Below are 26,357 nucleotides of genomic sequence, written 5' to 3' on the forward strand. Positions count from 1 at the left end.
GCTTACCTTGCTAACAAGCGCCCCAACGCAAACGGAAGGAAGCTGACGTGACGTCACCCAGTGTCGAAGAGCGGATCGCTCAGGAACCGGATTTTGGTTCCAAGGTGGAGCTGGCCCTCGCTGCCACAAACCAGCTGTTCAACGCCCGCAATTCGCCCAGCTACGTGGCGCAGGTGCTTCAGGGAGTCAACGCCGTCTCCACCAAGGTCCAACGGACCGCCCGGCCCTTCACTGGTGTGGGGCATGCAGATCTCAAAGCGAAGGTCGGCGCGGTTGACCTTGAGCGTCCGTTGCCTGACACCGCTGCCGCCCTTGAGGAACTCGATGAGCTTTACCTCAAGGACGCTGTCTACTTCCACGACTCCCGCTACGCAGCGCACTTGAACTGCCCCGTGGTCATCCCCGCCTTGGTGGGTGAAGCAGTGCTCTCGGCCGTGAACTCTTCCATGGACACCTGGGACCAGAGCGCGGGCGCCACCATGATCGAGCGCCGCCTTATCGATTGGACCACTGAGCGCATCGGCTTCAACGCGGAGGCCGATGGCGTCTTCACCTCAGGTGGCAGCCAGTCCAATTTCCAGGCCTTGCTGATCGCCCGCAACCACGCCGTCTCCAAGCTGCGGGCCGCGAACGGGGACGCCCGCCTGCCGCACCTTTTGGACCGGCTGCGGATCTTCACCTCCGCGGACAGCCACTTCAGCATCCAGAAGTCGGCTTCCATGCTGGGCCTCGGTTTCGACGCCGTCATCGCGGTTCCTACTGCCGAAGACCACCGCATGGACCCCGCCGCGCTTGCGGCCGCTTTGGCGGAAGCTCACGACGCCGGTCTGGTACCCATGGCCGTCGTGGCCACCGCCGGGACCACGGACTTCGGCTCGGTTGACCCGCTCTCCGAGCTCGCCGCATTGGTCCGCGCCTACGATTCCTGGCTGCATGTCGATGCGGCCTACGGCGGAGGCCTGATCGTTTCCGGGCGTTACCGGCACCTTTTGGACGGTATCCACCTGGCCGATTCCGTCACTGTGGACTTCCATAAGACCTTCTTCCAGCCGGTCAGCTCCAGTGCAGTCCTGGTCCGTAACGGTTCCATGCTTGGCCACGTCACCTACTACGCGGACTACCTCAACCCTGAGAGCGCCGCGAAGGCCGAGATCCCCAACCAGGTGGACAAGAGCATCCAGACCACACGCCGTTTCGATGCCCTGAAGCTATGGCTCACGCTGCGCATCATGGGCGCGGACGCCATTGGTGCGCTCTTCGACGAGGCCATTGACCTGACGGGCCGCGTGGGCATGCTGCTGGCTGACGACCCTGAATTCGAGCTCGCGGCAGCACCGCAGCTGAGCACCCTAGTGTTCCGGTACCGCCCCGAGGTTGAGGGTTCACGACTGGCCGAAGACGCGGCAGACATCCTCAACCCAGCCATCCGTGCAGCCATCTTCGCCTCGGGTGAGGCTGTCGTTGCCGGAACCAAGGTCGCCGGACGCCACTACCTGAAATTCACCCTCCTCAACGCAGAAGCCAGCATGGGGGACATCCACGAAATCATCGAACTGATCCGCAGGACCGGCGCCAGCCTCCTCGCAAACACCACGGAGGAAGCAGCATGAGCACCCCTGACAACGGCAGGATCTACGACGTCGCAGGCATCGGCGTCGGGCCCTTCAACCTGGGGCTGGCCGCGCTGAGCGAGCCGCTGGAAGACTTGGACTGCGTGTTCCTGGACCGCCGTGAGTCCTTCGACTGGCACCCTGGCATGATGCTTGAGCCGGCGCACTTGCAGGTTCCTTTCATGGCGGACCTTGTCACCCTTGCCGACCCGACGTCGCCTTTCTCTTTCCTGAACTTCCTGAAGCAGACGGGCCGTTTGTACCGCTTCTACATCCGGGAGAATTTCTACCCGTTGCGCGCCGAGTACAACCAGTACTGCCAGTGGGTCGCGGGCCAGCTTGAGTCCGTTCGTTTTAGCACGGATGTGCTGGATATCAGCTACGACGACGGCGTGTACCGCCTTTCGGTGCAGGGACCGGATGGCGCTGAGGTGCTTCGCGCCCGTCGACTGGTCCTTGGCACCGGAACGTCCCCGTACATTCCGGACTCCTGTGCAGGAATAGTGCACGCCGGGGGACTCGTCCTCCACAACGCCGACTACCTGTCGAGGAAGAGTGAGCTGCAGTCCAAGCGCAGCATCACCATCGTGGGCAGCGGCCAGAGCGCTGCGGAGCTCTACTACGAACTCCTTCAGGAAATCGACGTCTACGGCTACCAGCTGAACTGGGTCACCCGCTCCGGGCGCTTCTTCCCGCTGGAGTACACCAAGCTCACGCTCGAGATGACGTCTCCGGAGTACGTCGACTACTTCCACTCGCTGCCGGGCGAGCAGCGCGATTCACTGATCAAGAGCCAGAAGAACCTGTACAAGGGCATCAACTCGGACCTGATCGACGACATCTACGACCTCCTCTACACCAAGAGCCTCTCCGGCATGGTGGACTCGCAGCTGCACACCCATTCGACACTGACCGCAGCGGCGTGGGACGCGGCGACGGGCACCCACACCCTCCAGCTGCACCACGAGGAACACGGCCGCGACTACAGCCTCGAGTCCGAAGCCGTGGTCCTGGCGACCGGCTACAGCTACAAGGAACCTGCCTTCCTGGGCGGCATCCACGACCGCATCCGCCGCGACTCCAAGGGCCGCTTCGACGTCGAGCGCAACTATGGAACCGGCGTCGAACCCGGCGAGATCTTCGTCCAGAACGCGGAGCTCCACACTCACGGTTTCGTGACTCCGGACCTTGGCATGGCCGCCTACCGCAACTCCTGCATCCTGCGCGAAATTACCGGACGCGAGGTCTACCCGATCGAGCGCAGCATCGCCTTCCAGCAGTTTGGAGCGCCCGCTCCCGTGCCGGCCGGCGTCCCGGAGAACGCCGGGGTGACGGCATGAGCTTCACCTTCCGCGCTGTGGACCCCGTAGCCGACGCACCTGTCCTTCACAGCTGGGTGAGCCAGGAGTATGCCCGCTTCTGGGGAATGGTTTCGGCCACTGAGCAGGACGTTGTGGAGGAATACTCAAAGATCGCCGCCTCCGGTCACCACCAAGCGTTCCTGGGACTCGACGACGGCGTCCCCGCCTTCCTGATGGAGCGGTACCGTCCGGAGTCCTCGCCGCTGGCGGACGTTTACGACGTCCAGCCCGGCGATGTTGGCATGCACCTGCTGGTGTCGCCGCCGGTCGGTGAGCCGCAACCGGGCTACACCACGGCCGTTATGCAGTCCGTGATGACGGAACTGTTCGCGGACCCCGCAACCCGGCGGATCGTCGTCGAGCCTGACGCCCGCAACCACAAGATCCATGTCCTCAACGAAAAGGTGGGCTTCCGCCCGCGCGGCGTGGTGACCCTGCCCGCCGTCGACCCTGCCGAAGACCACAAAAAGGCTCTGTTGAGCTTCTGCGCCCGCGAGGATTTCCTCGCCACCCTGACCCCGATTCTGGCCGCGCCTGCCGCGGCGACCAGAGGAGAATCCCTGTGACCACCACTGCCGACAAAGCGACGACCACCGCCGTTGATTCCGTGTCGCACTTGACCCCTGAACGCTGGGCGGCAGCAAACCGCCATCTGGTTCGCAAGGCAATCGCGGAGTTCTCGCACGAACGCATCCTGGTGCCGGAGCTTATTCGCGATGAAGGCGCCGGCATTGGGCTTTACCGCGTAATGAGCGACGATGACGCCACCGAATACCGTTTCCGTGCACGGCTGCTGCAGCTTGAGCACTGGTCTGTTTTCGCCGACTCCATAGTGCGCCTGCGCGACGGCGGGGAGTTGCCCATTGACGCCTTGGACTTCATCGCCGAGTTTCACGAGGCACTGGCCATCCGGATGGAAATGCTGCCGGTGTACCTCGAGGAGATCAGCAGCACGCTGGCCAGCCACGCGTATAAGCAGGGCAAGCCGTTCAGCTCGGCCGAGCTGGCAGCGGGCATCACGGGCGGGACCGACCCGGCCGCTGACTTCCAGGCCATTGAGCACAGCATGACCGAAGGCCACCCCTGTTTCGTGGCCAACAACGGCCGGCTTGGTTTCGGGATCGCGGACTACCATGCGTTCGCGCCGGAAACCGGGGCAACCGTCAAGCTTCAATGGATCGCAGTGCACCGCAGCAAGGCAGTTTTCACCTCGAGCGCGGGGCTGGACTACCGGACACACTTCGAAGCTGAACTCGGGCCGGCCACCTTGGCGTGGTTCAACGCAGAGCTATCCGCGTCCGGCCTGGATCCCGAGGACTATCTCCTCATGCCGGTCCATCCGTGGCAGTGGGACAACAAGCTCACCGTGACGTTCGCGGCAGAAATCGCCCAGCGACACATCGTGAACCTGGGTACGGGGGAGGACAACTACCAGGCGCAGCAGTCCATCCGTACGTTCTTCAACACCACCTCACCGGAGAAGGCGTACGTGAAGACGGCCATGTCCGTATTGAACATGGGCTTCATGCGTGGCCTGTCTCCGCTGTACATGAAGGCAACGCCGGCCATCAACGACTGGCTTCAGGAACTGATCGGCAATGACCAGGAGCTCCAGAGCCGGGGCCTGGCCATGATCCGTGAAACCGCTGCCATCGGTTATCACAACCACTACTACGAGGCGGCTTCCGCCAAGGGTTCGCCCTACCGCAAGATGCTCTCGGCCCTGTGGAGGGAGAGTCCGCTGCCGATGCTCAAGGACGGGCAACAGCTGGCCACCATGGCTTCATTGCTGCACGTGGATTTGTCCGGGAACTCCGTGGTTTCGGCCCTGATTTCCCGGTCCGGCCTGGCGCCCACCGAATGGCTTCGCCGCTACTTCGAGGCCTACCTGGTGCCGCTGGTCCACTGTCTCTATGAGTACGAGCTCGCCTTCATGCCGCACGGGGAGAACGTGATCCTGATCCTCGAAAACGGCGTGCCCGTCCGGGCGATCATGAAGGACATCGCCGAGGAAATCGTTGTCATGGGGGACCGGCTGGAGCTGCCGGATGAAGTCTCGCGCATCAAGGCCGAGATCCCTGCCGAGGAAATGGTCCTGGCCATCTTCACGGACGTCTTTGACTGCATCTTCCGCTTCCTGTCCGCGGTTCTCGTGGAGGACGGGACACTGGCCGAGGACGAATTCTGGGAGACTGCGGCTTCCGTGCTTCGCGAATACCAACAGCGCCACCCGGAGCTTGCAGACCAGTTCGCCATGCACGACCTGTTCGCGGCGGATTTCGAGCTGTCCTGCCTCAACCGTCTCCAGCTCCGGAACAACCAGCAGATGCTTGACATCTCGGACCCTTCCGGAGGGCTGCAAATGGCCGGCCGCTTGACCAACCCCTTGGCGGGAAGACACGGGGATGCTGTTTCGCTGTCAGCAAAATCTGGAATCACTGGTCCATCACGGTCATAGGCATCCCGAGGCCTGGAGGCCCGAATTTCCGCCTGCAGTGGTTCGGAAACCTTCGGATCCGCTTGTGGCCGCAGAATATTTCACGGGTTGCCAAACACTGCAAGTCACACGGCCCAGCGACAAAACCCGGGAACGATGTGCCCTCCGGATTTTGCTAGGTTCAGTTTTGTCCAGTGAATGGATTAGTTCGACCATCTATCTCTTTGGGGGGAGGTAAAAAATATGGAGAACCAACTGGCTCAGATTGAGCAGCTTGATGAACTCGACGCACCCGGCTGGGGCGAGTGGGTTGCCGGAATCGGCGTAGGCGCAGTTGTTGGCGGCGGCCTGATTTACGGCGGAATCGCCATCGGCGTTGCGATCACCTGACACAGGAGATTGACCTTCCAGACCGTCAGACATGAAGCCTATGGGGAGGTGAAATGGAAACCACTCTTGATGTGAACAGCGAATTCAGTGCCCTCGTTGCCGGAATTGAACCCTTGGAGTCGCTTGACGCGGCTTGGAACTGGGGAGAATTCTTCGGCGGCGTGGCGATCGGAGTCGGTGCTGCAGGCGTTGTCGCCGGCGGCATCGGCATCGGCGTAGCCATCACCTAGGAAATGACAGTACTTGTGGGGGCCGGGCATTGTGATTCGGCCCCCACAGGCATTGTCCAAACATCAATCTGCAGAAAGAGTGACGACGCGAATGACTCAAAGCAAGGCATTCATCCCGCTCATCGCCGTACTTGGTGCATTGGTTGCCATCATGGGCGGTCTCACCGCGATGCTCGCGGCAACCGGAAACCAGCCAGTGCTTTTCGGCCTCACCTTGGCTATTGGCATGATCTTGCTTGTTGTGCTGGGCATCTTCATCGGACTCCTAAGAAAGCGCAGCTGACAACCATGCCAGTGGAGCCCATCGTTTCGATGACAGGCGTTGAAAAAAGGTACGGCCAAAAAACGGGAGTTTCAGGCGTCACCTTCGGCTTGGGCCGGGGTGAGTGTGTGGGGCTTCTGGGCCCCAACGGGGCGGGGAAATCCACGCTTTTGAAGATCTTGTGCGGTCTGATGCGGCCCACAGAGGGAAGCGTCCGGATCTTCAACCAGGATCCCGGGGCGGTGAAGGAGCCGGGCAAGACGCTTGGCTTTGTCTTTGACCCTGCCGGCCTCCCGCCGGACCTTACTGTCCGGGACTGCCTGACTATCGAATCGATGGCCCAAAACCTGGGACGCGGCGCCGTCGCCGCGGTTGCCGAGGACTTTGATCTGACGGAGTTCATGGGGCGGCGGGTCCGTAAGCTGTCCACAGGCCAGCGGCAGAGGGCAGCCTTGGCGGCTGCCATGATGGGTGGGCCCGATGTCCTGGTGTTGGACGAACCCATGAACGGACTCGACATCGAATCGACGCGCTGGCTTCGAATAAAAATCGAAGAACGCACCGCCCGCAACCAAACGACCCTCATTTCCAGCCACAATCTTTCGGAAGTCCGGCGGTTGGCGGACAGGGCAATTGTGGTCCGTACGACCCAACGCTATGACGGCCCTGTTCCCGAACTTGGGGATGCCGACTTGGAACGCTGGTACCTCTCCCTCGTCCATGATGGCTCGGAGAACACCCTGGACAAAGCCTCCAGTGCTGGAAAGGGTGACGCTTCGTGATACGCGCCGAAGTTTTCCGCCTGACCAGGGGATGGTCACTTCCCATCCTGCTCCTGACAGCCCTGGTGCTCAATGTCCTGGCTGCATATGGCACGTCCACGGGTTTCGATGCGGGACTCGCTGCCCCCGGTGCTTCAGAGAAGGCCACCGCGGCACTGGTGGGCCTCGGTTTCGGTGCCAGCCTCTTTTCCATGATTTTCGGGGCCATCAGCGTCACGCGTGATTTTGGCAATGCGTCCATCGGCCGGAGTGCATTCCTCTCAGGCGGCGCTGTGCGACTGCTGTCCCTGCGGGCCTTTGCCTTGGCGGTTCCCGCGATTGCCTTCGCGGTTGCAGGAACAGTTTCAGTGGTGGTGGTCGCCATGGTTGCCGTTTCCTCGAAGGGCGGCCACTTTGTCCTCGACGGCGACGGCCGCGCAACCCTGGCCGGAGTGTTCTTCACCATCATCTTCGCGGCCTACCTTGGTCATTTCATCGCCTGGCAGGGCAGGAAGTCCCTGCCCGTGGTTATCGCCCTGGTCGCGTGGACGCTGGTCTTGGAACCGAATCTGATCAACATTCTTCCTGCCGCGGGCAAGTTCCTGCCCGGCGGCGCGGGCCAAGCCATGACCCTTGATGCCTCGGCCACCTTTGACACGCTTCCAGTAGGTGCCGGTTATGCCGTCTATTTGGGATGGCTGGTGGTCCTGTTTGCCGCCGCGGGGATCCGGCTCAGACGAACGGACCTCCTGTGAGCAGCCAGTATCAGTGGCTCAGCCAGATCCGGCTCTCCGAGCAGGACGAGAGCGGGCGGATCCTCATCAGCACCGCTGCAGGTCCGGTCCTGCGTCTGCCGCAGGCCCTCGGAGAAATCGTCCGCGAAGCCCAGCAAGCATTGCCCGACGTGGATGCCCACGGTATCGCGGAACGGATACGTGCCGGCAGCGGGACGCAGAGTGGCCAGACCAAGACCGATCGTTCGCAGCTGACGGCGGCAGAAGTGCAACTGCTGCTGGACACGCTGGCAAAGAACCCGGCACTGGCCCGGCTGGACGTGTCTCCGGTCCGGCGCCTGCAGTTCCGAAAGCCATTTTCCATCCAGCTGACCCTTCTGGACCCATCGTGGCTGCTTGGCCGCATGCCCTGGACCCGGCGGATCATTCGTTCTTCCGGCTTTTGGTGGACTGTCGCCGCCCTCAACGGTGTGGGTGTGGCTGCCGTGGCCGTGCTGCTCATGGACCAGGGAAGCGCCCTTCATGACACCACGACGGTGACTGGCTACCTCTGGCTTTTGGTGGCCCTGTACCTTGCCGTCTTCATTCATGAGTTTTCCCACGCGGCGACGTTGGTCGCTTTCGGTGGCCGTTCGCACCGCGTCGGTTTCATGCTGTTCTATTTGGTTCCTGCTTTCTTCTGTGATGTAACGGATGCGTGGAACCTCAAGCCTGCTGATCGCGCCAAGGTTGCCTTGGCGGGCATCGCAGCCCAAGGAAATCTGGGTGCAATTGCCGGGGTCCTCTCCTTTGTTCTGCCCAGAGACCTTGCCACCCTTGCCGCGGCCTTTAGTGTGTTGTGTTTCCTCTACGGGCTGCTGAACCTGATCCCCTTCGTGAAGTTGGACGGGTACATCGCGTTGGTGGGATACCTCGACAAGCCAAACCTCCGGGCGAGCTGCATGGCAGAGTTCCAGGCATGGACCAGAGGCTTGATCTTCCGTCAGGGATCCCCGAGCCAGGTCCCGGCGTCCCCAAAGCGGCTGATCTTCGGATTCCTGTGCATCGTTTTCCCACTCTTGATCCTTATTGGAGTGGTGGCCGCTGCTGGAAGCTACCTGGCGTCATGGGGGAAAGTTGCAGCGTGGATCCAGTTGTTCCTGGCAGGTGGACTTGTCGTTTGGCTGCTGCTGAGGGGGATCGGCCATATGGTCGGACTGCGGAAATCCGGCATCGCCAAGGGTCCTGTAACGGTCTATGGCGCTGCACTGTTGCTTGCCGCAGTGGCACTGGTGGTCGTTGTTCCGTTCCCCAACAACGTTCGCGGCGGCCTTTACAGTGATGGTGATGGGCCCAGGTTCGTGGTCCTGGGAGGATCCGCTGGAGCAACGGGCGGGACAGTTGACCTGTTCGGGCCAGGGCTTGTGCCGGGCAGCAGGATCGGGACGGCGACAGCCGCCGGCGATCCCGAGCCGTGTACGGTTCCCCTGGCAGCAACGGTTGCCGTCAAGGAGTCGGACCTGACCCTGGACGCCCTGTGCGTCCGGCTGGACTATGCCGGCACGGCGCCCCGCACCGGCACGGCAGTATGGCAGGTCCCCGGCCAGACAATCGCCCAGTGGGTGGCCAATCTGGGAGCAAGGGCGGTCGGCCCATGATCCGCCCGAGGTTTACGGTTATTTGCCCCGCCTATAACCGCTCGGCTCCGATAGCGGCAACCATTGAGAGTGTCCTGAAACAAACCAGGGGAGACTTCGAACTACTTGTTGGCTCTGATGGTTCAACAGATGATACGGACGACATCGTCGCCGGGTTCGCACGCGCCGACAGCCGTGTGAAGTTAGTGCGGCTGGCCCACACGGGCGATCCCGGGTTGGTGCGAAACCGGCTGTGCGGGCAAGCCGGCCAGGGGTACGTGGCCTACATTGACCACGACGATGTGTGGCGGGAGGACCACTTGGCGGTTCTGGGGTCGGTCTTGGACTCTGGTGCAGAGTGGGCGGCCAGCGGTGGGGATTATCGCCATGACGACGGCTCGTCAACCATTCTCGGCGGACGCAGCCTGCTGTGGCATCCGGAACTTGCCGTGGTGGATCCCTACGCGGAGCCTTCCCGTGTGGCGCACAGGATGCCTGTCCTCACGGCGGCCGGCGGCTGGCGCAGAGCAGCCAGGGGACTGGAGGACTGGGACCTTTGGTGGCGTATGAGTTCCCGAGGGGCCGGCCTTCAGCCCGTGGATGAAACGACGGCGGTTGTGTCCATTTCCGGGACGACCCGCCGGCACACCTTGGACCACCACTTGGTGGTTCCTTTGGCGGGAACTGCCAGTGCGTCAGCGGCCCGGGCCGCGGTTGAAGACTGGTCCCAGGCGAGACTGGCCGAAGTATTTGCCGCGGACTTCCTCCGCTGGGCAGGGGAGATCGACCTCGACCCGCTGGTGATGTTGCCGTTGGCGAACAACGGGTCTGGCGGCTGCCTGCCGGAGGAAACGGCAGAACGCCCGGGCCCCTCAGTTTCAACCGCGCCGCACATGGCGTTCACTGTGGGTGCATTCCCTGGTGGTCACGATGGTTGGTTGGTGGGCATCGCAGCTCCTGTTGTCAGCCGTGGTCATCGCCAGGCGATGCAACGGGTCCTGAGGACGCGCTTCCCCGAAGCGGTGGGGCGCCTGGAATCCGGAGTGTCGCTCCGGTGCGGGGGCATAGGCGAGCAGATGAAGAATGCACAATCCAAGAGGGGGAATCATGAGTGAAGAGTTGTTGGCGGAGCCCGCAATGTCAGAACGCCTGCGTTTGTGGCTTGAAGGAGGACGCCCCGGCCCCGGTATCCGGGACGCATTGATGGTGGGGGACGTGGACGAGGAGCGGATGCGGCTGTTGCCGGCGTCGGGCACCTCGCTCGTGTTCGTCGAGGAATCGCAGGTTGAGACAGCCAAATCCCTGACGACGTCGACCGTCGTCGGCTATAGCGGTGAGTTCTCCACCAACGGTGGCGAAATCGGGATCGGTGACAGCTTTGTCCTCCAGCTGGAGGGGTATGCAACTGCGCCCTATGTCGCGATCTCGTGTCCCACAGTTTTCTCACTTGATGAGGATGCAGACCGCGAAGCTGCTGCAGCCGACGCCGATACTGCCTTCGCGTCCGGGGTGTTTCCACGGTTTCTCCTGACGCAGTTGGTGACGGTCCTGGACCAGCAGTTCTGGCAGAACAGCGGACGGCTGGGGACTGACCCGGCCCGCCTTTACGTGGCCGAGGGGGGATCGGAGCTGCTTTCCGGTCCGGCCGGCGGATCAGTGGAGGTATCCGGCGACAGCTGCCGGACATCCGCCCCCGTAGCCGGTGAAGACAACGCCCGGCTGCTTGCGGATAACCCTGGTATCGGGCGCTTTTTTGGCGCGGCCAAAGTCCTCCGCGCTGCGCAGAGTCGTTTCCCCGCCGGCGTCCAGGTGGCAGGGTTCGGTTTCCGGCTGGTCCAGGGAGAAACCCCGGGTGAGCGGTCTCGGCGCGACAGTGTTTACGTGCTGGTCGCTGAAGACGCGTACTACCTGACGGACCTCAGCACGGGAAAGCTCAGCAAGGTTCCCAAGGATGTGGCCGAAGTGGTGGAGTGTGTCCTGTCTGCTGCGGAGCCGAGCCAGGAACTTCAGGCGCGGCTGGGCCTGAAGCTCTCAGGCAAGGACCTTTCTCCGGCGGCACAGATCCGCCGGAGCAAAGAACTGCAGAAGCTTTTCGAGCACCTCGCCATTGCTCCTGAAACGGAGACGCCCGGAATCCCCGCGGTGGCCGTCCCGGTGAACCCTGCCCTGACCATTGTTCCGGTCATCGTCACATGAGCGGGAAGCCGGCAACGTTATACACCGGACGGGGCGCAGAGCTCTACCATGCGATTGTTCAGTCTGACAGCTCGGAGCTGCGGGAGATCATCCGCTGCCTCCGGGGCAAGGACGCGCGGGTGCTTGAACTGGCGGCAGGTTCCGGGCGGATAACCTTGGCCGTCCTGCCGTTTGTCAGATCGGTGACCGCAGTGGACAATTCGGCTGAGCTCCTGTCCATCCTGCAGGAGGAACTGGCCAAGCCGGAGCGGGTCAAGAACGCAGCAAAAGTGGACGCGGTCCTGGCCGACATCCTGCGGTTGGAGCTGACGGACCAGTTCGACGCCGTGATTCTGGGGACTACCTCCCTTTGCCTCTTTGACGCGGACCAACGCCGCTCGCTCTTGGGCGACATCCAACGATGGCTGCTTCCCGGCGGGGAGCTCCTGATTTCCCTGCGGACCCCCGAGCTGGGGGGAAGTGACTTCTACGTGCACGAGGTTTCCCCTCAGCTGGCCATCGAGGAATCTTTTGATGTCACTGCCGGGACGTTCACCTCAAAGCTGGTGGAACGGAATGACGCCGGGGAACGGGTGGCGGAGTATTCCGTGACAACCCATTTGCTGACCGAGGCTGAGTTCAGGGCGGAACTGGGTGCTGCCGGGTTTGCTGTGGCAGCAGCATTCGATGTTGGCCCGCGGAACCGCGCAGATGCCATCGGCAATTACAAACTTTTCAGGGCCCATGCTTCAGCTGCGGGTGCCGGTATCAAGGAGGGCCACACGCATGGGTAGCGGGGATTACTTCGAGTTCTACTTGCCATCGAAGGACTGGGGCAATGCGGAGGCCGTCACGGCCCGCGGTAACACCGTTACGTTCTCCGACGGCAGTGAAGCGCTCTGCGGGATCAGCGGCCTGTGGAATGCCAGCCTGGGCTACGGCAACCTGGCGGTGGCCGAAGCGATCAACCACGCGAACCTCCACGCGGCTACCCTGCCCATATTCCGCAGGGGTAGTGCTTACTCCCGCGAAGCGGCCGCGCGGCTCCTGGAATTCGCACGGCCCCATGAATACGCATCGGTCTTCTATTCAACGTCCGGCAGTTCCGCTCTTGACGCCGTGGTGAAGCTCAGCCGGCAGTTCCACGACATCGCCGGTAACCCAAAACGCCGCCGCGTGATCAGCTTTACAGGCAGTTACCACGGAGTGACCATGGGGGCTATGGCCGTGACCGGGTCTTATCTCTTCCAGGACGTCTATCAAGTGGACCAACGGCTCAACATCAAGATCCCGTACGACGATGTCAATGCCTTGGAAATCGTGATGAAGAGGTTTGGCCCGGAAGTGGCAGCAGTCATCATGGAGCCCGTTCTTGGCTCCGGAACCTTACCTGTTCCACAGGAAATCGTTGATGCTGTTTACGCTTTCCGGGAGTCCGAGGGTTTCCTTGTTGTTGCCGACGAGGTGGCTACCGGTTTCCATAGAACGGGACCGAAATTCGCCAGCCACCTTTGGCCGCAACCGGACGTGATGGTGGTGAGCAAGGCCCTGACCAACGGCACCTGTGCAGCGTCTGCGCTCCTCCTGGGGCGCCGCGTAGTGGACTCGTTCGACCAGGCCCAGCAAGTCTTCTGGCATGGTGAGACCCAAGCCGGATCGCCGCAGTCCTGTGCAGCGATTGTGGCGACACTGGATGAAATCGAGCGGTTGGACATCGAAGAGTCGGCAGCCCGTGTGGGGAAGAAGCTGGCCGAATTTGTCAGCACCCTGGAGGGATTGTCCCCACGGGTCAAGGGATTTGGCCTGGGAGCGTTCCGGGCGGTCCAGCTGTTTGATGGGGCGGGGGAACTCATCGGAACGGACAAGGTGTTCGAGCTGGTGGGCGAGTGCCGCCGGCGCGGGGCGATTGTCCAGCCTTCTCCGGGGGCACTGCAATTCGTTCCGGCCCTCAACTATCCCGACGAGGAGCTGGATGTGCTCTTCTCACGGATCCACAGCGTTGTGGAGGACTACGTGGCCGGGAAGCCGGCGTGATCCCTGCTCCCGTCAGCAGGCCTCCCACCCCATTGCAGATTGCAGGAGCGGGGTCCGCCCGCCATCTGGCTGCCGGTTTCCGCGACACCAAGTCGGTATTGGTGGTGGACCCTGCCGTGATGGGTCGGGCCGAGAGACTTTTGGCCGGAGGATTCCTGTGGCTGGAAACTGCTCCGCCGGTGGTCAGCGCAGAACATGCAGCCGGGTTCGGCCGCAGGCTTCGGGAGCGCGGAGTGGAGCGTGTCCTCAGCGTTGGAGGCGGAAACACCATGGACTTCGCGAAGCTGGCGGTGTCCATGGCGGCGGATCCGTTGGTGGAATCAGTTGTGACCCGTAGCGGTGGCCCTGCCGGCGTGGTGGTCCTGCCCCGGCCGCTCAGTAGCCACATCGAAGTGTCCGCCATACCCACTACCTTTGGCACCGGGTCCGAGGTCACCTCAGGCGCCTGCTTCGAATCCGCTGGGCCGGCCGAAGGTCACGGCGGATTCCGTGCCAAGAGCCTTGTCCTGCTGGAGGGACTGAAAACCTCGGCAGTCGCTTATGATCCGGAATTCCTTGAAGCGCCGCCCTGGCTCATTGCCGAAGGCCTCCTGGAACCGGCAGTCCGGCTCCTGACGTCCCTTGTTGAGGGGACCCCGGACCTGGCCTACTCCGATGCGCAGGGCAGCTGGCTCCTTGCGGAGGCAGGAGAACACTTGGCGGCCGGGCAGAAGACGGACTTCCGGTTGTCCCCGTCTGAACGAGTGGATGCTGCCCTGCTGAGCGCCGAATCGCACGCTGGTTGGTCCTTGCGCGGACGTGGCCCCGCGCCGTCGTCGCTCTGGTTTCCGGCCAACGAGCTGTCCATGGCTTTGGGTTTGCGCAAGAACCAAGCCTCCGCGCTCCTGCTGCGGCCCTGGTTGGAAGCTGTAGGCAACGGGAAGGCAGCATGGGGAAACCAGCGGAAACTGGACGAGCTCTGGCCCCTGGTTTCCGTTGGAGCCGCCGCTGCGGTGACCGCAACACTGAAGGGGCCCGACGGCGGTGCCTTGGTCGGCGGACTGGCCGGCGGAGACGGAATGCAGGTGGACGATCTGGCCGATTCCTTGGCCACCAGGACCCTTGGACGCTTCGGCCGTGGACGTCCCATGAAGCGGGCAGTGGGACATGGGGAGCTCGTGGATCTCTTTGCGGCTGCCTTGTCCCCTGCCAATTTCCAGCAAGCCGGCCTGCAGCAAACAGGGAGCGATTCATATGGCCGTTGACTATCAGCAGACACTGAATCCTGCGAACGGGCTTGCCCGCAGCGTCCGTGTGCTCCGTCCCGACGGGTCCACGAACCTGCTCTGGACCGTCGCAGTGGATATTGGTCAGGAACGACCCGATGAGGCGGACGCCGGAATCGACATGAGCTGGGTTGGCGCGGCCGGAATCCGGCGTGCGCCTACCCTTGCCCGTGCCGCCGGCGAAGCTGTTGAGCGCAGTGCTCTCATTCCCGGGACAAAACTGCCTGCCGGCGACGGATTTCCGATGGCTCCCCGCGGTGCGTCGTGGGGCGACATTTCCGTAGCGACGGATCTGCCTCTCTATACAGGAACAAGGTACAGCGGAGATGGCGCGACGGCGGCCGTTGCTGTCCCTGCGGCCGCGGTTGACTTTCCGCCGCTGCCCGGCGTGACAGACCTTTTTGACCCCGGCCCTTCCGGAACCGCAGCCGGCGTTGATCTGACCTCGGCGGCCAATTCTGCCGCGAAGGAGATCATCGAACGGAGCTCGGCGATGCTGGGTTGGGCACAACCGGAAGGAGCCCGGCGGTACGCCCTGCGTGATGAGGCGTTCGGCCGGCAGGCCCTGGACCTTGGCTCCGTGGCAGCCGCCCAGGGTGTGGAGCTGGAAGTCATCCGGCTTGAAGAGCCACACGGCCACGCGGTATGGATGGTGGTGGCCATTGACGGCGTTCAGGGGGTTGTGGGGGCGGGCCTCGGACTGGAACGGGACCCTTCCATCGGAGTACTCCGGGCCGTCCAGGAGTCGCTTCAGATCAGGTCGTTGCTCATCAATATGAAGAGTTTCGAGGGCGAAAAGGCCGTGTCCCTGCCGGTTGCGAACGAGATGGACAGAGCGCGGTATTGGGCCTCGGACGCCAGCATTGGGCGCATCCGTGGGTGGCTGGCGCGTATACCCCGGGCAGAGCGGTTTGCCGGAGCCGCGGAGCCGCCGCACGTCAAGGGAAAAAACGCCGCATGGCTGGAGAGCCTGCCGGAGCACACAGTGGTTGACCTGACGCCGCGCCTTCCGCCAGCCATCCGGGACATGGGCTGGTGTGTGGTGAAAATCTTCTGCGACACGTTGCAGCCACTGCGCATGTCCGATGCCCTGGAATGGAACGTCCTCCACCGTGGCAGCTTGTCCGGACCCGGCGGCCTGCAAGCAAACGTGCTCCCGCATCCCTTCATCTAGGAACCCTGCGTCGATCGGGGCCTGCTGGTAAGGAGCGGGGGCTAGTCTTGGGCCATGACGACTCGAGCCAATGAACTCACCGCACTTGTTACTGGAGCAACTGCCGGGCTCGGTGCCGAGTTCGCCCGTCAGCTCGCCGAGTCGGGACACCACCTGGTTTTGGTGGCAAGGGACGAGCAGCGGTTGAAGGAAAAAGCCGCGGAGCTTGAACGCGACTTCAGCATCCTGGCAGAGGTGCTGCCCGCGGACCTGACCACCGACGTCGGCGTTTCGGCTGTGGCGGACCGCCTCCGGGACGCTGCGAGGCCGGTGGATGTGCTGATCAACAACGCCGGAGTGGGGCTCTTGAAGTCGTTCGAGGACAACGAATTGGCCGAGGAACGCCGCCATTTGAGGCTGCACGTCCAAACGCCCATGGAACTGTGCCATGCCGCGCTGGAAGTGATGCTGGCCCGCGGCAAGGGCCGGATCATCAATGTGGCCAGTGTTGCCGCCTTCGCCAACCGGGGCACCTACTCCGCAGCCAAGGCATGGCAGGTGACGTTCAGCCGTTGGGCCAACACCACGTACGCCAAGTCCGGGGTGCTGGTCACCGCCGTCTGCCCGGGTTTCACCCACACCGAATTCCACGACCGCATGGGCATGGACAAATCGGTGGCCCCCCGCTTCCTGTGGCTCACCGCCGAGCGTGTGGTGCGGGAAGGGTTGGAGGACAACGCCAAGGGGAAGGGCGTTTCCATCCCCACCAAACGGTACAAAGTGGTCAGCTTCTTCGCTCGCGTTCTTCCGGCAAAGCTGACCGCCGGACCACCGCGCCGGCCGCTGGAGCCCTAACTCCCGTTCGCCAACGCGTCGACAAGCCGCGCGAGTGGATCCGGAGCTTGGCCCGCTGGCAGGGCTGCCACCAACAGGGGCGCGTAGCGGATCTTGTTCCCGCTGCGTCCACCAAAGAAACGGCGTAGTTGCGACGGAACCGGCTGTCCTCGTTGCGAAGGCTGGCGTTGGAGCAGCCGGAACGACGCCAGCTCACCCTGGGTGTCGATGACACCGAGCACGGCATCAATGCCGAGGCAGCGTATGAGTTCGTCCTCAAGATCAGCACGGCAAACCTGGAATCCGAGTTCGTACAAGGGGCCCGCGCCGAGTCCGGCCCGGCCCAGCGCGCGGGCAACGCCACGGGACTCGCCCTCGTCGCACAGCCCAAGGAGCCGGTGGTTTGCGCCGGCCGGGCCGTAAATATCGAGGTAACGGACAATGCTGGTGGCGCCTCCCATGGGGACCACCGATACATGCGCCGCGTCCAGGTCATATCCGCGACGGCGCGCGAGCATCTCGACCGCGAGCCGGTCGCTTTCGCCTTCGACCAGGACAGTCGTCGCCTGCATTGAACCAGTATGCCGCAGGCAGCTGAAGACGGGGCCCGTGGATGTCAGGCCGGGAGTGCCTTGGTGCGCGGCTTCCGCACGAACACCGCCACCGAGATTCCGACCACTGCACCTATGAACGTCTCAATGGCGCGTTCCATCACCAGCACACCCGGGTCCATCGGAGCCGCAAGCTGCGCGATCAGCAGGACTACCGGCGTGAAGAACACCATCGCCCAGCCGTAATGCCGGGCCATGAACAGCTCCGTGGGGAACTGGCAGAGCATCACCACGACGGCCAGGACCAGGGCGGAATGGCCGGGGAAGTACTGCAGTGGCGACAACGGACCAGGGAAGAGGACGACGGCGACCACCGCCAACCCGAGGAACGTCCCCACAATGCGGTGGATGCCCCGGTGGACGCGGCTTGGGAGGTCGGCACCGGCCAGCGGCACTGCGGCTGCAGCCATGGCCCAGTGCGGGTGGCCGCTGCCGCTCAGAACACCGATGGCGCCGGCCGCGCTCACCGCCAAGGAGTAGCGCGCGGCATGGACCAGGGCTGCATGGCGAAGCGCGCCCCGGAGGGCAGGGGCTTCCCGCGCAGCACCGGCCACCCAGGTGCGGCGCCGGAACCAGCCGGCGAAACCGACCACCAAGGAGAAGGCAGCCGAGGCAGCTCCGATGAGTACCGCCGTCGAGAAGGTCACGCTGGTGGGGACGGAAGCGCAGGCGCCCAGCGCGAGGATGCCGAAGAACGGTCCGATCGGTTTGAGGCGGACGCGGTCCGAGTACAGGGACCCGGCACCGGCAAACAGGGTAGCCACCAGCACCAGCCACCACGAATGGATGTGGTTCACGGACAGGAAAACGCCGATCGTAAGTCCGCCCACCAGGATCAATGCGGCCTGTGCCTGGTGCTTGAGCCGGAGTTGGTGGGGCTCGTTGCGGCCGTACATCCCCGTGAGCGCACCGAAAACTGCGTACAGCATGAGGTCGGGGCGGCCGACGAGGATCAGGAAGAGCCCAGGCAGCGCAACGCTCAGGGCAACCCTTACGGCAGAAAGACGATCGTTGTTCGCCGGCCCAAGACGGTGGAGTTCGCGGGCGTGCATCAGAAGTGCGGGCACAGGAAACACCACCAATCATTCAGGGTTTGCTTTCGAAATTATCAGGGCTGTCCGTACGCCGCCATAAGCCCGGTCACAACCCGTAGTGAACCGGGGCATGCCGAACCGGGAACGTCTGGGAAGATCGAGGTATGCCTGTCGCCTTCGTTTGCCGCACCCGCTCCAGCATGTCGCCGCAGGAGCTGTTCGACCTGTCACGGAACATCGACGGCCACGTGGGTTCGATGACCAAGAGTCGTGAGAAAGCCATCGCGGGGGTGACGTCCGGGTTGATCTCGGAAGGCGAGACCGTCACCTGGCAGGCCTGGCACCTGGGAGTCCGGTTCCGCATGACCAGCCGCATCGTGCGGATGGAGGCTCCGGCGTCGTTCTCTGACGAACAGGTGATGGGCCCCTTCAAGTACCTCCGCCACACGCATGAGTTCCGGCCCGAGGGCAGCGGGACACTGATGGTGGACACCATCGAATTCGCGGCGCCGTTCGGACCGCTGGGCCGGCTGGCGGAAAAGCTGGTCCTCGCCCGGTACATGCAGAACCTCATTGAAGAACGCAATAAATTCCTGGTGGCTCCTCCCGCGCTGGACGCACGGCAATGATCCGGCTGGCCCACTCGGACGACCTGCAGATGATGCAGGACATCGAGCGCGCCGCGGGGGAGACTTTCCGGCAGCTCGGCATGGACCAGATCGCGGACGACGAGCCTTTTCCCGTGGAAACGTTGGGCGCCTACGCGGCAGCCGGACGTGCTTGGGTGTACGTCGACGGACTCGACTATCCGGTGGCGTACTTGCTGGCCGACGTCGTCGATGGAAACGGCCACGTGGAGCAGGTCAGCGTCCACCCCGACTACGCACATCAGGGCATCGGCCACGAACTGCTGCACGCCGCGCGGATCTGGACGCGCGGCCACGGCATGCAACGGCAAACATTGAGCACGTTCCGGGATGTGCCCTGGAACGCTCCGTACTATCGTCGGCTTGGTTTTGAAGTGCTCGACGCCGGCAGCTGGGGTCCGGAGCTCACGCACCTCATGGAACACGAGGCACAGTTGGGGCTGACCCGTTGGCCGCGGGTGGCGATGTGGCGTCCTGCTGTTCCTCCGGTGTAATTATTCAGCTACGAGTTCAACCTCGTAGCTGTCGGTGTTAAGCAGGTAGGCGGCGTAGTGGTCCGGACCGCCGGCATGCGGATACTTGGACTCGAACATCTCGTACCAGCCCGCGTCCGCGCCGAGCGACCGGATCCTGTCCACGTTCTCCCGCGTGCCTGCGTGAAAGGCCACGTGGTTGACCCCGGGATCGGTCCGGCGGTGGGCCGTACCCGTGATGGCATCGGTCTGTTCCACCACCACGTACGTCCCGCCGAGCTTCCAACTGCACCCGGTGGGCCACTGCTGGAACGGCTCGTAGCCGAGCTGGCCCAGGAGCCAACCCCACTCTTCCCTGGCGCGTTCAAGGAACGGCACCCAGATTTCCAGATGGTGGATCGAGCCGACAGGCCCCCGGGATTGTGCAGTTTCCTCGCGCATGCGCCGAGTCTACGAGGTCCGCGCCCGTTCCACATCCGCCGCGCTCGCCGCGTCGCCGGAGGCACGGAGCCCGGCAATCACGCCGTCAACATCCGCTGGAGTACGGTTCTGGCTGAGTTTGGTCTTCGCCTCCACCCGGGTAATCACGAGTTCGACGCCGACAATCGCCCTCAGTTGTCCGGCAATGAACCGCTCGGGTGCTTCATCCACCGTCCACGGCCGGGGCATACCGGCCTCGTGCTGCCCGGAGAGGCGACGGACATGCCGGCCCAGCCATTCGGCGTCGTCATGAACAACAAGCTCACCGTAGACATGCGCTGTGGAGTAGTTCCAGGTTGGCACCACACGGCCGTGCTCTGCTTTCGACGCGTACCACGACGGCGAAATGTACGCGTCCGCGCCTTGGACGATCATCAGGGCTTCACCGGTAACGGGGGAGGACCATTGGGTGTTGTTCCGGGCCATGTGGGCCTGCAGCGCCCCATGCTCACCGACCGCCGGTTCGTACACGAAGGGCAGGAGGGTGGCGAGCAGCCCGTGCGGCGTCATGGTGACAAGGTTGGCGGCCCCGCTGTGGTTGAGCAGATGGGCCATGGCCTCATCGGATGCCGCGAAATGCGCTGGGGTGTACATGTTTTCTTCCTTTCAGTGCGTTCAGGATTTCGACGGCGGGTTGAGCCTTACGCGGACAGCGGCTCCTGCGCAGAGGACCACCGCCAGTCCGCCCACAACGGTGGTCCACGTCATCGGCTCGCCCAGCAACAGCCCGGCCCACGCGATGCTCATGACGGGTTGGACCAGTTGGATCTGGCTGACCTGAGCCATGGGGCCGATCGCGAGTCCGTGGTACCAGGCGAAGAAGCCCAGGAACATGCTCACGACCCCCAGGTAGGCGAAACACAACCACTGGACGGGTGACGCGGCGGGCATTCCGGAACCCAGCGAGACCAGTGTCAGCACGATCATGACGGGGGAGGCCACCACCAATGCCCAGGAGATGGTCTGCCAGGCGCCCAATTCACGGGCCAGCAGTCCGCCCTCTGCGTAGCCGATGGCTGCAGCCAGGACAGCACCGAGCAGCAGGAGATCAGCCCAGTGCAGGGAGCCGAATCCGCCGGACTGGACCAGGGCGAAAACCAGGGCGGCTACGACACCTACTGCCGTGAGGATCCAGAACAATGGACGGGGGCGTTCCCGGCCGCGGATCACCGCTATCGTGGCGGTGGCGGCGGGCAGTAGCGCGATCACGACAGCACCGTGGCTTGCGGAGGTGCTGGTGAGGGCGAAGGTCGTCAACAAGGGGAAACCTGCCACGATCCCGCCCGCTACTACGGCCAAGCGGAACCATTGACGGCCGCGGGGGAAGCGTTGACGGGTCAGGCCCAGTGCCAGCGCGGCAAGGAGGGCCGCAACCACTGCCCTTCCGGCTCCGATGAAGAGAGGAGACATGCCCTCTACAGCCACGCGGGTCAGTGGGACCGTGAAGGAGAATGCCAGGACGCCGAGGAGCCCCCACCAGATGCCGGTCGAGGTCTTGGTGGATATCACTGGCCGCGAAAGTGTAGTAGCGCTACTATTGTGACTCATGAACAACGATAGCAGTTCCCGGATCGTCTCGCGAGTAAAAGAGTGGATCGCCGGAGCCGCTCCGGGAGCAAAACTGCCATCTACCAGGCAACTCGTCGCGGAGTACCAGGCGAGCCCCGTAACGGTGCAAAAAGCGCTGCGAACCCTCACCGCCCAAGGCCTGATCGAGAGCCGGCCGGGCGTGGGGACGTTCGTTCGCGCCTACCGCACGGCCAGGCCCTCCGACTACGGCTGGCAGACAGCCGCCCTGCGATCGGCCCAAACGGCCAGGCCATTGAACTCCGCCGCCATGCGCAGCGCCTCCAACGACGTCATCGCTTTCCATTCCGGCTATCCCGCTCGGGAACTCCTGCCGGAGCGGCAGGTCCGCGCCGCGCTGACCCGCGCAGCCCGGGGCGATGCCGCGTTGTCGCGGCCCCCGGCGCAGGGTTTTCCGGAACTCCAATCCTGGTTCGCGCAGGAGCTCAGTACCTCAACGCCGGTGGGCGTCACGCCTCCCCAGCCGAGCGACGTCGTCATTCTTCCCGGGAGCCAAAGCGGACTGAGCTCAATTTTCCGCGGCCTGGTGGGCCACGGGCAGCCGCTGCTGGTGGAGTCGCCAAGCTACTGGGGAGCGCTGCTTGCCGCCGGGCAGGCGGGCGTGAACGTCATTCCTGTCCCCAGCGGCCCGGAGGGGCCGGACCCGGACGAACTGGACAGGGCTTTCGAGGAATCCGGGGCGAGGCTCTTCTATGCGCAGCCCAACTTCGCCAATCCCACGGGCGCCCAGTGGTCCGCGGAACGCGGCGAGGAAGTGCTGCGGATCGTTCAGCGCCACGGGGCTTTCCTTGTGGAGGACGACTGGGCCCACGATTTCGGCATCACGGCGCCGTCGGTGCCCGTCGCGGCAAAGGACGACTCCGGGCACGTCGTCTACATCCGCTCCCTGACCAAAAGCGTCTCGCCATCCATCCGGGTGGCTGCGATCATCGCCCGCGGCCCCGCCCGTGAACGGATCATGGGCGCCCAGGCTGCCGAGTCGATGTACGTCAGCGGGCTGCTGCAGGCGGCAGCGCTCGACGTCGTCACCCAGCCCGCGTGGCAAACGCACCTCCGCGGACTCAGTCATCAGCTGCAGTCGCGGCGCGACCTCCTGGTCACCAGCCTCCGCGAGCACGTACCGCAGGCGCACCTGAGCCACCTTCCCAAGGGCGGTTTGAACCTGTGGCTGCGGATGCCGGACGGGTTCGACGTCGAGCAGCTCACCAAGGATTGCGAAGCGGCCGGCGTCCTGATTGCTGCCGGGACCGAGTGGTTCCCGGCAGAACCGGAAGGCCCCTACATCCGGCTCAACTACGCCGGTCCGAATCCCGGTCGATTCCCTGAGGGGGCACGGATTATCGGCGAGGCAGTGGCTGCACAATCGGGGCTTTAACAGCCGCAGCCACCAACCTCAAGGAGAGCGCCTTGGGGCTGGTGGCTGCGGTGGGCGGCAGCTGCCGCGAACTATCCGTGACGCTTGGAGTGTGCGTCGCTATGCAGAAGTTGCAGGCAAAGGGGGCCTACGCGGGGGTCAGATCCGACTTGCCTTTACCAAACACTGCATCATCGATCGGCTGGCCGTCGAACGGCATCTCGTCCAGGTTGATGAGCGGGTTGGTGTCCTGCGTGGCGACGAGCTCGCGTGCCTCAGCCTGGGTGTCCACGCTGGGCATGGAGCCCGGCAGCGGGCGCTGGGCCGATTCACGCAGGAAGTAGATGGCAATGGCGCCCACAATGGACGTGGCCATCAGGTAGTACGCAGGCATCATGTCATCGCCCGTGCCTTCGATCAGGCCCTGCACGATGAACGGTGTGGTTCCACCGAAGATCGCAACCGAGAAGTTGTAAGCGATGCCCATTCCGCCGTAACGGCTGGACGTCGGGAACAAGGCCGGCAGTGCCGAGGCCAGGTTGGCGATGTAGAACGTCACCGGGAAGGCGATCAGCGCAAGGCCGGCCAGCGTGGACCAGATCTCGCCGATACCGATCAGCAGGAACGCGGGGACGGAGAACACGATGGTGCTGCCTGCGCCAACCCACAGGACCGGGCGGCGTCCGATGCGGTCGGACAACTTACCTGTCAGCGGGATACAAACAGCCATGATCACCAGGACCGGGATGGTCAGCAGGGTGCCGTGCACGGGGTCGTAGCCCTTGGAGTCAGTGAGGTACGTGGGCATGTAGGACGTCAGCGCGTAGCCGACGGTGTTGGCAGCGGCCGCGAGGATCATGGCCAGCACGATCTGGCGCCAGTAGGCCTTGACGATGCCGATGGGGCCCTTGGCGACTGCGGCGTCCTGCGAAGCTGCGTCCTTGGCGGAAGCCTCCTGCGCGTCCAGGGTTGCCTGGAACTGGGGGGACTCCTCGATCTTGCTACGGAAGTACACCGCGATGAGGCCCAGAGGACCGGCAATCAGGAACGGAATCCTCCAACCCCATTCCTCCATGGCGGCCTGTCCCAGCGTGAGCTGCAGGACCGAAACCAGGGCGGCGCCGAGGGCGAAGCCGATGTAGCTGCCCATATCAAGGAAGCTGGCGAAGTAGCCGCGGCGCTTGTCCGGGGCGTACTCGCTGACGAAGGTTGTGGCACCGGCGTACTCGCCACCGGTGGAGAAGCCCTGGATGAGCTTCAGGATCACCAGCAACGCGGCGGCCCAGATGCCGATCTGCGCGTAGCCGGGAAGGAGGCCGACGGCGAACGTACTTGCCGCCATCAGCATCAGTGTTGCTGCGAGGACCTTCTGGCGGCCCACCTTGTCGCCAAGCCAACCGAACACGACGCCGCCGAGGGGGCGGGCGATGAAGGTTGCGGCGAAGGTGCCCAGAAGAAAGAGTGTCTGGACAGACTTGTCTGCTTCCGGGAGGAAGACAGGGCCCATGGTTGTGATGAGGTAGCCGAAGACACCGACGTCGTACCATTCCATGGTGTTGCCGACGATGGTGCCGCCGAGTGCTTTGCGCAGCATCGGCTTATCCACCACGTTGACGTCCGATTCTTTCAATCGGCGCTTCGGGCGGAGCTTCGTTTTCTTTGCTGCGGTCTTAATTGCGTTTGCTGCGTTCGTGGCGGCCGGGGTGTGGCCTGCCAATACCTGGTTCCCGGTGGCGTTCCTTGCGCCATCCGGAGAGACGGTGTTGCTTTGGTCTGTGGGCATTTGGGCTTCTCCTAGGGAGGTCATTTGCTTGCGACTTCTGCTGCCCCGCTCTGGGCAGGGTTTCAATTTTACGCGGTTCGGCCCCAAAACCCGAGTTGAGATCCTATTTTTGGCCCCTAAGAGGGTGCAAATTGCCTAGGTGTGTTGCATCTCATTACCGGCTTTTGCCCTGTAAGGACGCGGAAGTCGGGTGGTTTTTGCCCCGCGAGGCGCGTTGTTACCAAATTGTTTAGCTATGCCCACTTAACAGGGCCATTTCCGGCCCTAAAAGTGACGAATCATCCCTGGCCGGGTGCAGCCCCCACCACTAGTGTGGCATCGAGATCCTCATCCGTCACCACGTCGACCATCAACCCCGAGGCGCTCAGGAGGGCGGCCGTTTCGACGGACTGCTGCCGCGACGTCTCGATCAGGAGCCACCCGCCCGGCGCTAACCACCCAGGCGCCCCAAGCGCCACCCGACGCTGCACATCCAAACCGTCAGCGCCGCCGTCGAGCGCCACAGCGGGCTCGTGCAGCCGCGCTTCCGGAGGCATCAGGCTGATCGACTCCGTCGGGACATAGGGAGCATTGACCAGGAGCACGTCAACCCGGCCCAGCAGCCGGCGGGGGAGCGGATCGAAGAGATCGCCCAGAAAAGCAGTGCCGCCACGAGGCTCCAGGTTGCGCCTGGCGCACGCCACCGCGGCAGGATCGATATCCGCGGCGTGCAGTTCGCAGCCGCCCAGAATGTCGTTGAGGGCGGCACCTATCGCTCCGGACCCGCAGCAGAGATCCACGACGACGGCACGGCGCCCAACGATTGACCGACGGGCTTTGAGAGCCGCTTGCCGCACCAGGAACCCGGTGCGACGCCGGGGCACGAACACCCCCGGATCAACAGCTATCCGGGTCCCGCAGAAATCCACCCATCCGAGAATGTGCTCCAGTGGCAGTCCGGTGACGCGCAGGTCCACCATCCGGTTGAGCTCCTCCGGATGGGTGGCGGCATCGATCAGGAGACGGGCTTCGTCCTCGGCAAAAACACAACCGGCATCGCGAAGGGCAGCGACGATCGACGTAGTCCGGATCACGAGAGTCATGCTAGCTGAGGGGTTCACAAATATGGAGGATCGCGGTTAGGGTATGACGCATGGGAACACTGATTTTTGAGTAGACAGGCCCGTGCTCTGCTGTGAGCACGCCCTGCCTGACAGAAGACAAAAATCCACGCCTGTTGAGGCTTGCCTCCATGCCGTTCCCGTTGTCGACGCCTTTTCTCGAACCGAACGCCACGGGATACGTGTCTCTTCAGGACTCACTTACTTCCAGGAGTCCATATGACTGCCAACCCGACAGATAACAACAAAACCCCCGCTGCCGGCGGTATCAAATCCAAGCTGACCGACGCCCAGAGGGCGATGCTGGCCAGTAAGTCCGGCGGTGGCGCACCGGCCGGCTGGCAAAGCACCGGTAAGGGGCACAAACCCACGGCCGCGAGCGGTAAGCAGGCCAAGACCGAGAAAAAGGTCCGCTGGTAAGTCCAG

28 protein-coding genes are annotated in these 26,357 nt (G+C 63.6%); 21 read left to right on the forward strand and 7 right to left on the reverse strand.

Going from position 1 to position 26,357, the window contains the following annotated elements:
* The first annotated feature begins 47 nt into the window (after positions 1-47).
* The 17 genes from PYR64_RS20795 (at position 48) to PYR64_RS20875 (ending at position 16,883) form a co-directional block, all read left to right on the forward strand.
* Complete coding sequence (locus PYR64_RS20795; protein ID WP_275777426.1) at positions 48-1,610, forward strand: aspartate aminotransferase family protein; 1,563 nt, start codon at positions 48-50, stop codon at positions 1,608-1,610.
* A complete protein-coding gene (locus tag PYR64_RS20800; RefSeq protein ID WP_275777428.1) occupies positions 1,607-2,950 on the forward strand; it encodes a lysine N(6)-hydroxylase/L-ornithine N(5)-oxygenase family protein in 1,344 nt (447 codons plus the stop codon). Before PYR64_RS20795 ends, PYR64_RS20800 begins: the two co-directional genes overlap by 4 nt.
* Positions 2,947-3,537 (forward strand): GNAT family N-acetyltransferase, encoded by a 591-nt coding sequence (locus PYR64_RS20805; protein WP_079582630.1) that lies wholly within the window; start codon positions 2,947-2,949, stop codon positions 3,535-3,537. Before PYR64_RS20800 ends, PYR64_RS20805 begins: the two co-directional genes overlap by 4 nt.
* The gene (locus tag PYR64_RS20810; protein ID WP_275777431.1) at positions 3,534-5,429 is read left to right on the forward strand and encodes an IucA/IucC family siderophore biosynthesis protein; all 1,896 of its coding nucleotides are present in this window, start codon (positions 3,534-3,536) and stop codon (positions 5,427-5,429) included. The genes PYR64_RS20805 and PYR64_RS20810 overlap by 4 nt, the downstream gene beginning before the upstream one ends.
* A gap of 222 nt (positions 5,430-5,651) precedes the next feature.
* Positions 5,652-5,798 carry a hypothetical protein gene (locus PYR64_RS20815; protein WP_018778973.1) on the forward strand — a complete coding sequence of 49 codons (147 nt, stop codon included), beginning with the start codon at positions 5,652-5,654 and terminating at the stop codon, positions 5,796-5,798.
* A gap of 53 nt (positions 5,799-5,851) precedes the next feature.
* Positions 5,852-6,028: a hypothetical protein gene (locus PYR64_RS20820; RefSeq protein ID WP_018778972.1), complete on the forward strand. Its 177-nt coding sequence runs from the start codon at positions 5,852-5,854 to the stop codon at positions 6,026-6,028.
* Positions 6,029-6,119: 91 nt separating this feature from the next.
* A complete protein-coding gene (locus tag PYR64_RS20825) occupies positions 6,120-6,311 on the forward strand; it encodes a hypothetical protein (RefSeq protein WP_018778971.1) in 192 nt (63 codons plus the stop codon).
* Between the two features lie 29 nt (positions 6,312-6,340).
* Positions 6,341-7,072: an ABC transporter ATP-binding protein gene (locus PYR64_RS20830; protein ID WP_162239614.1), complete on the forward strand. Its 732-nt coding sequence runs from the start codon at positions 6,341-6,343 to the stop codon at positions 7,070-7,072.
* Positions 7,069-7,806 (forward strand): hypothetical protein, encoded by a 738-nt coding sequence (locus PYR64_RS20835; protein ID WP_018778969.1) that lies wholly within the window; start codon positions 7,069-7,071, stop codon positions 7,804-7,806. Before PYR64_RS20830 ends, PYR64_RS20835 begins: the two co-directional genes overlap by 4 nt.
* Positions 7,803-9,422 carry a daptide biosynthesis intramembrane metalloprotease gene (gene mpaP / locus PYR64_RS20840; RefSeq protein WP_018778968.1) on the forward strand — a complete coding sequence of 540 codons (1,620 nt, stop codon included), beginning with the start codon at positions 7,803-7,805 and terminating at the stop codon, positions 9,420-9,422. The genes PYR64_RS20835 and mpaP overlap by 4 nt, the downstream gene beginning before the upstream one ends.
* Positions 9,419-10,516, forward strand: a complete 1,098-nt coding sequence (locus PYR64_RS20845) for a glycosyltransferase family A protein (RefSeq protein WP_275777435.1) — start codon at positions 9,419-9,421, stop codon at positions 10,514-10,516. The genes mpaP and PYR64_RS20845 overlap by 4 nt, the downstream gene beginning before the upstream one ends.
* On the forward strand, positions 10,509-11,597 hold the full coding sequence (locus PYR64_RS20850) for a hypothetical protein (protein ID WP_018778966.1): 1,089 nt from the start codon (positions 10,509-10,511) through the stop codon (positions 11,595-11,597). Before PYR64_RS20845 ends, PYR64_RS20850 begins: the two co-directional genes overlap by 8 nt.
* Entirely contained in the window at positions 11,594-12,370 is a 777-nt protein-coding gene (locus tag PYR64_RS20855) for a class I SAM-dependent methyltransferase (protein WP_018778965.1), read from the forward strand. Before PYR64_RS20850 ends, PYR64_RS20855 begins: the two co-directional genes overlap by 4 nt.
* Positions 12,363-13,610: an aminotransferase class III-fold pyridoxal phosphate-dependent enzyme gene (locus PYR64_RS20860; RefSeq protein ID WP_018778964.1), complete on the forward strand. Its 1,248-nt coding sequence runs from the start codon at positions 12,363-12,365 to the stop codon at positions 13,608-13,610. The genes PYR64_RS20855 and PYR64_RS20860 overlap by 8 nt, the downstream gene beginning before the upstream one ends.
* Complete coding sequence (locus PYR64_RS20865) at positions 13,607-14,854, forward strand: iron-containing alcohol dehydrogenase (RefSeq protein ID WP_275777438.1); 1,248 nt, start codon at positions 13,607-13,609, stop codon at positions 14,852-14,854. The genes PYR64_RS20860 and PYR64_RS20865 overlap by 4 nt, the downstream gene beginning before the upstream one ends.
* Entirely contained in the window at positions 14,844-16,049 is a 1,206-nt protein-coding gene (locus PYR64_RS20870) for a YcaO-like family protein (RefSeq protein WP_018778962.1), read from the forward strand. The genes PYR64_RS20865 and PYR64_RS20870 overlap by 11 nt, the downstream gene beginning before the upstream one ends.
* A 54-nt stretch (positions 16,050-16,103) precedes the next feature.
* Complete coding sequence (locus tag PYR64_RS20875; protein ID WP_018778961.1) at positions 16,104-16,883, forward strand: SDR family oxidoreductase; 780 nt, start codon at positions 16,104-16,106, stop codon at positions 16,881-16,883.
* Here PYR64_RS20875 and PYR64_RS20880 read toward each other — a convergent pair.
* The gene (locus PYR64_RS20880; RefSeq protein ID WP_275777441.1) at positions 16,880-17,434 is read right to left on the reverse strand and encodes a TOPRIM nucleotidyl transferase/hydrolase domain-containing protein; all 555 of its coding nucleotides are present in this window, start codon (positions 17,432-17,434) and stop codon (positions 16,880-16,882) included. The genes PYR64_RS20875 and PYR64_RS20880 overlap by 4 nt on opposite strands.
* Positions 17,435-17,478: 44 nt before the next feature.
* Positions 17,479-18,549 (reverse strand): FUSC family protein, encoded by a 1,071-nt coding sequence (locus PYR64_RS20885; RefSeq protein WP_275777443.1) that lies wholly within the window; start codon positions 18,547-18,549, stop codon positions 17,479-17,481.
* 122 nt (positions 18,550-18,671) lie between these two features.
* Here PYR64_RS20885 and PYR64_RS20890 point away from each other — a divergent pair, with 122 nt between their 5' ends.
* Both PYR64_RS20890 and PYR64_RS20895 read left to right on the forward strand, forming a co-directional pair.
* The gene (locus PYR64_RS20890; RefSeq protein WP_275777445.1) at positions 18,672-19,136 is read left to right on the forward strand and encodes an SRPBCC family protein; all 465 of its coding nucleotides are present in this window, start codon (positions 18,672-18,674) and stop codon (positions 19,134-19,136) included.
* Positions 19,133-19,648 carry a GNAT family N-acetyltransferase gene (locus PYR64_RS20895; protein WP_039239309.1) on the forward strand — a complete coding sequence of 172 codons (516 nt, stop codon included), beginning with the start codon at positions 19,133-19,135 and terminating at the stop codon, positions 19,646-19,648. The genes PYR64_RS20890 and PYR64_RS20895 overlap by 4 nt, the downstream gene beginning before the upstream one ends.
* Here PYR64_RS20895 and PYR64_RS20900 read toward each other — a convergent pair whose 3' ends face one another.
* From PYR64_RS20900 to PYR64_RS20910, 3 genes are read right to left on the reverse strand one after another with little or no spacing between them, the layout of a single operon-like run.
* A complete protein-coding gene (locus PYR64_RS20900; RefSeq protein ID WP_018778956.1) occupies positions 19,649-20,068 on the reverse strand; it encodes a VOC family protein in 420 nt (139 codons plus the stop codon).
* A gap of 9 nt (positions 20,069-20,077) precedes the next feature.
* Positions 20,078-20,701, reverse strand: a complete 624-nt coding sequence (locus tag PYR64_RS20905; protein ID WP_039239311.1) for an FMN-binding negative transcriptional regulator — start codon at positions 20,699-20,701, stop codon at positions 20,078-20,080.
* 21 nt (positions 20,702-20,722) lie between these two features.
* Positions 20,723-21,655, reverse strand: coding sequence for a DMT family transporter (locus PYR64_RS20910; RefSeq protein ID WP_055977256.1), 933 nt, complete (start codon positions 21,653-21,655; stop codon positions 20,723-20,725).
* On the opposite strand from PYR64_RS20910, the gene PYR64_RS20915 reads away from it, so the two are divergent.
* Entirely contained in the window at positions 21,654-23,069 is a 1,416-nt protein-coding gene (locus PYR64_RS20915; protein WP_026267325.1) for a PLP-dependent aminotransferase family protein, read from the forward strand. The two genes, PYR64_RS20910 and PYR64_RS20915, sit on opposite strands and share 2 nt — an antisense overlap.
* Positions 23,070-23,196: 127 nt before the next feature.
* Here PYR64_RS20915 and PYR64_RS20920 read toward each other — a convergent pair whose 3' ends face one another.
* Together PYR64_RS20920 and PYR64_RS20925 are read right to left on the reverse strand one after the other, a co-directional pair.
* Complete coding sequence (locus tag PYR64_RS20920; RefSeq protein ID WP_018778952.1) at positions 23,197-24,831, reverse strand: MFS transporter; 1,635 nt, start codon at positions 24,829-24,831, stop codon at positions 23,197-23,199.
* 278 nt (positions 24,832-25,109) lie between these two features.
* On the reverse strand, positions 25,110-25,913 hold the full coding sequence (locus PYR64_RS20925) for a putative protein N(5)-glutamine methyltransferase (protein ID WP_275777451.1): 804 nt from the start codon (positions 25,911-25,913) through the stop codon (positions 25,110-25,112).
* A gap of 237 nt (positions 25,914-26,150) precedes the next feature.
* On the opposite strand from PYR64_RS20925, the gene PYR64_RS20930 reads away from it, so the two are divergent.
* The gene (locus PYR64_RS20930) at positions 26,151-26,351 is read left to right on the forward strand and encodes a hypothetical protein (RefSeq protein ID WP_039239315.1); all 201 of its coding nucleotides are present in this window, start codon (positions 26,151-26,153) and stop codon (positions 26,349-26,351) included.
* The last annotated feature ends 6 nt before the right edge of the window (positions 26,352-26,357 follow it).

It is taken from the genome of Paenarthrobacter sp. Y-19, from assembly GCF_029223985.1.
GTDB classification, from domain to species: Bacteria; Actinomycetota; Actinomycetes; order Actinomycetales; family Micrococcaceae; genus Arthrobacter; species Arthrobacter nicotinovorans.

Excerpts from the sequence above, each read along its gene's own strand:
- PYR64_RS20875 (WP_018778961.1), top strand. The coding sequence starts at position 16,104 with ATGACGACTCGAGCCAATGAACTCACCGCACTTGTTACTGGAGCAACT.
- PYR64_RS20890 (WP_275777445.1), top strand. The coding sequence starts at position 18,672 with ATGCCTGTCGCCTTCGTTTGCCGCACCCGCTCCAGCATGTCGCCGCAG.
- PYR64_RS20860 (WP_018778964.1), top strand. The coding sequence starts at position 12,363 with ATGGGTAGCGGGGATTACTTCGAGTTCTACTTGCCATCGAAGGACTGG.
- PYR64_RS20880 (WP_275777441.1), bottom strand. The coding sequence starts at position 17,434 with ATGCAGGCGACGACTGTCCTGGTCGAAGGCGAAAGCGACCGGCTCGCG.
- PYR64_RS20825 (WP_018778971.1), top strand. The coding sequence starts at position 6,120 with ATGACTCAAAGCAAGGCATTCATCCCGCTCATCGCCGTACTTGGTGCA.
- PYR64_RS20870 (WP_018778962.1), top strand. The coding sequence starts at position 14,844 with ATGGCCGTTGACTATCAGCAGACACTGAATCCTGCGAACGGGCTTGCC.
- PYR64_RS20925 (WP_275777451.1), bottom strand. The coding sequence starts at position 25,913 with ATGACTCTCGTGATCCGGACTACGTCGATCGTCGCTGCCCTTCGCGAT.
- PYR64_RS20820 (WP_018778972.1), top strand. The coding sequence starts at position 5,852 with ATGGAAACCACTCTTGATGTGAACAGCGAATTCAGTGCCCTCGTTGCC.
- PYR64_RS20815 (WP_018778973.1), top strand. The coding sequence starts at position 5,652 with ATGGAGAACCAACTGGCTCAGATTGAGCAGCTTGATGAACTCGACGCA.
- PYR64_RS20855 (WP_018778965.1), top strand. The coding sequence starts at position 11,594 with ATGAGCGGGAAGCCGGCAACGTTATACACCGGACGGGGCGCAGAGCTC.
- PYR64_RS20850 (WP_018778966.1), top strand. The coding sequence starts at position 10,509 with ATGAGTGAAGAGTTGTTGGCGGAGCCCGCAATGTCAGAACGCCTGCGT.
- PYR64_RS20895 (WP_039239309.1), top strand. The coding sequence starts at position 19,133 with ATGATCCGGCTGGCCCACTCGGACGACCTGCAGATGATGCAGGACATC.
- PYR64_RS20900 (WP_018778956.1), bottom strand. The coding sequence starts at position 20,068 with ATGCGCGAGGAAACTGCACAATCCCGGGGGCCTGTCGGCTCGATCCAC.
- PYR64_RS20800 (WP_275777428.1), top strand. The coding sequence starts at position 1,607 with ATGAGCACCCCTGACAACGGCAGGATCTACGACGTCGCAGGCATCGGC.
- PYR64_RS20845 (WP_275777435.1), top strand. The coding sequence starts at position 9,419 with ATGATCCGCCCGAGGTTTACGGTTATTTGCCCCGCCTATAACCGCTCG.
- PYR64_RS20905 (WP_039239311.1), bottom strand. The coding sequence starts at position 20,701 with ATGTACACCCCAGCGCATTTCGCGGCATCCGATGAGGCCATGGCCCAT.
- PYR64_RS20805 (WP_079582630.1), top strand. The coding sequence starts at position 2,947 with ATGAGCTTCACCTTCCGCGCTGTGGACCCCGTAGCCGACGCACCTGTC.
- PYR64_RS20915 (WP_026267325.1), top strand. The coding sequence starts at position 21,654 with ATGAACAACGATAGCAGTTCCCGGATCGTCTCGCGAGTAAAAGAGTGG.
- PYR64_RS20930 (WP_039239315.1), top strand. The coding sequence starts at position 26,151 with ATGACTGCCAACCCGACAGATAACAACAAAACCCCCGCTGCCGGCGGT.
- PYR64_RS20830 (WP_162239614.1), top strand. The coding sequence starts at position 6,341 with ATGACAGGCGTTGAAAAAAGGTACGGCCAAAAAACGGGAGTTTCAGGC.
- PYR64_RS20910 (WP_055977256.1), bottom strand. The coding sequence starts at position 21,655 with ATGAGTCACAATAGTAGCGCTACTACACTTTCGCGGCCAGTGATATCC.
- PYR64_RS20920 (WP_018778952.1), bottom strand. The coding sequence starts at position 24,831 with ATGCCCACAGACCAAAGCAACACCGTCTCTCCGGATGGCGCAAGGAAC.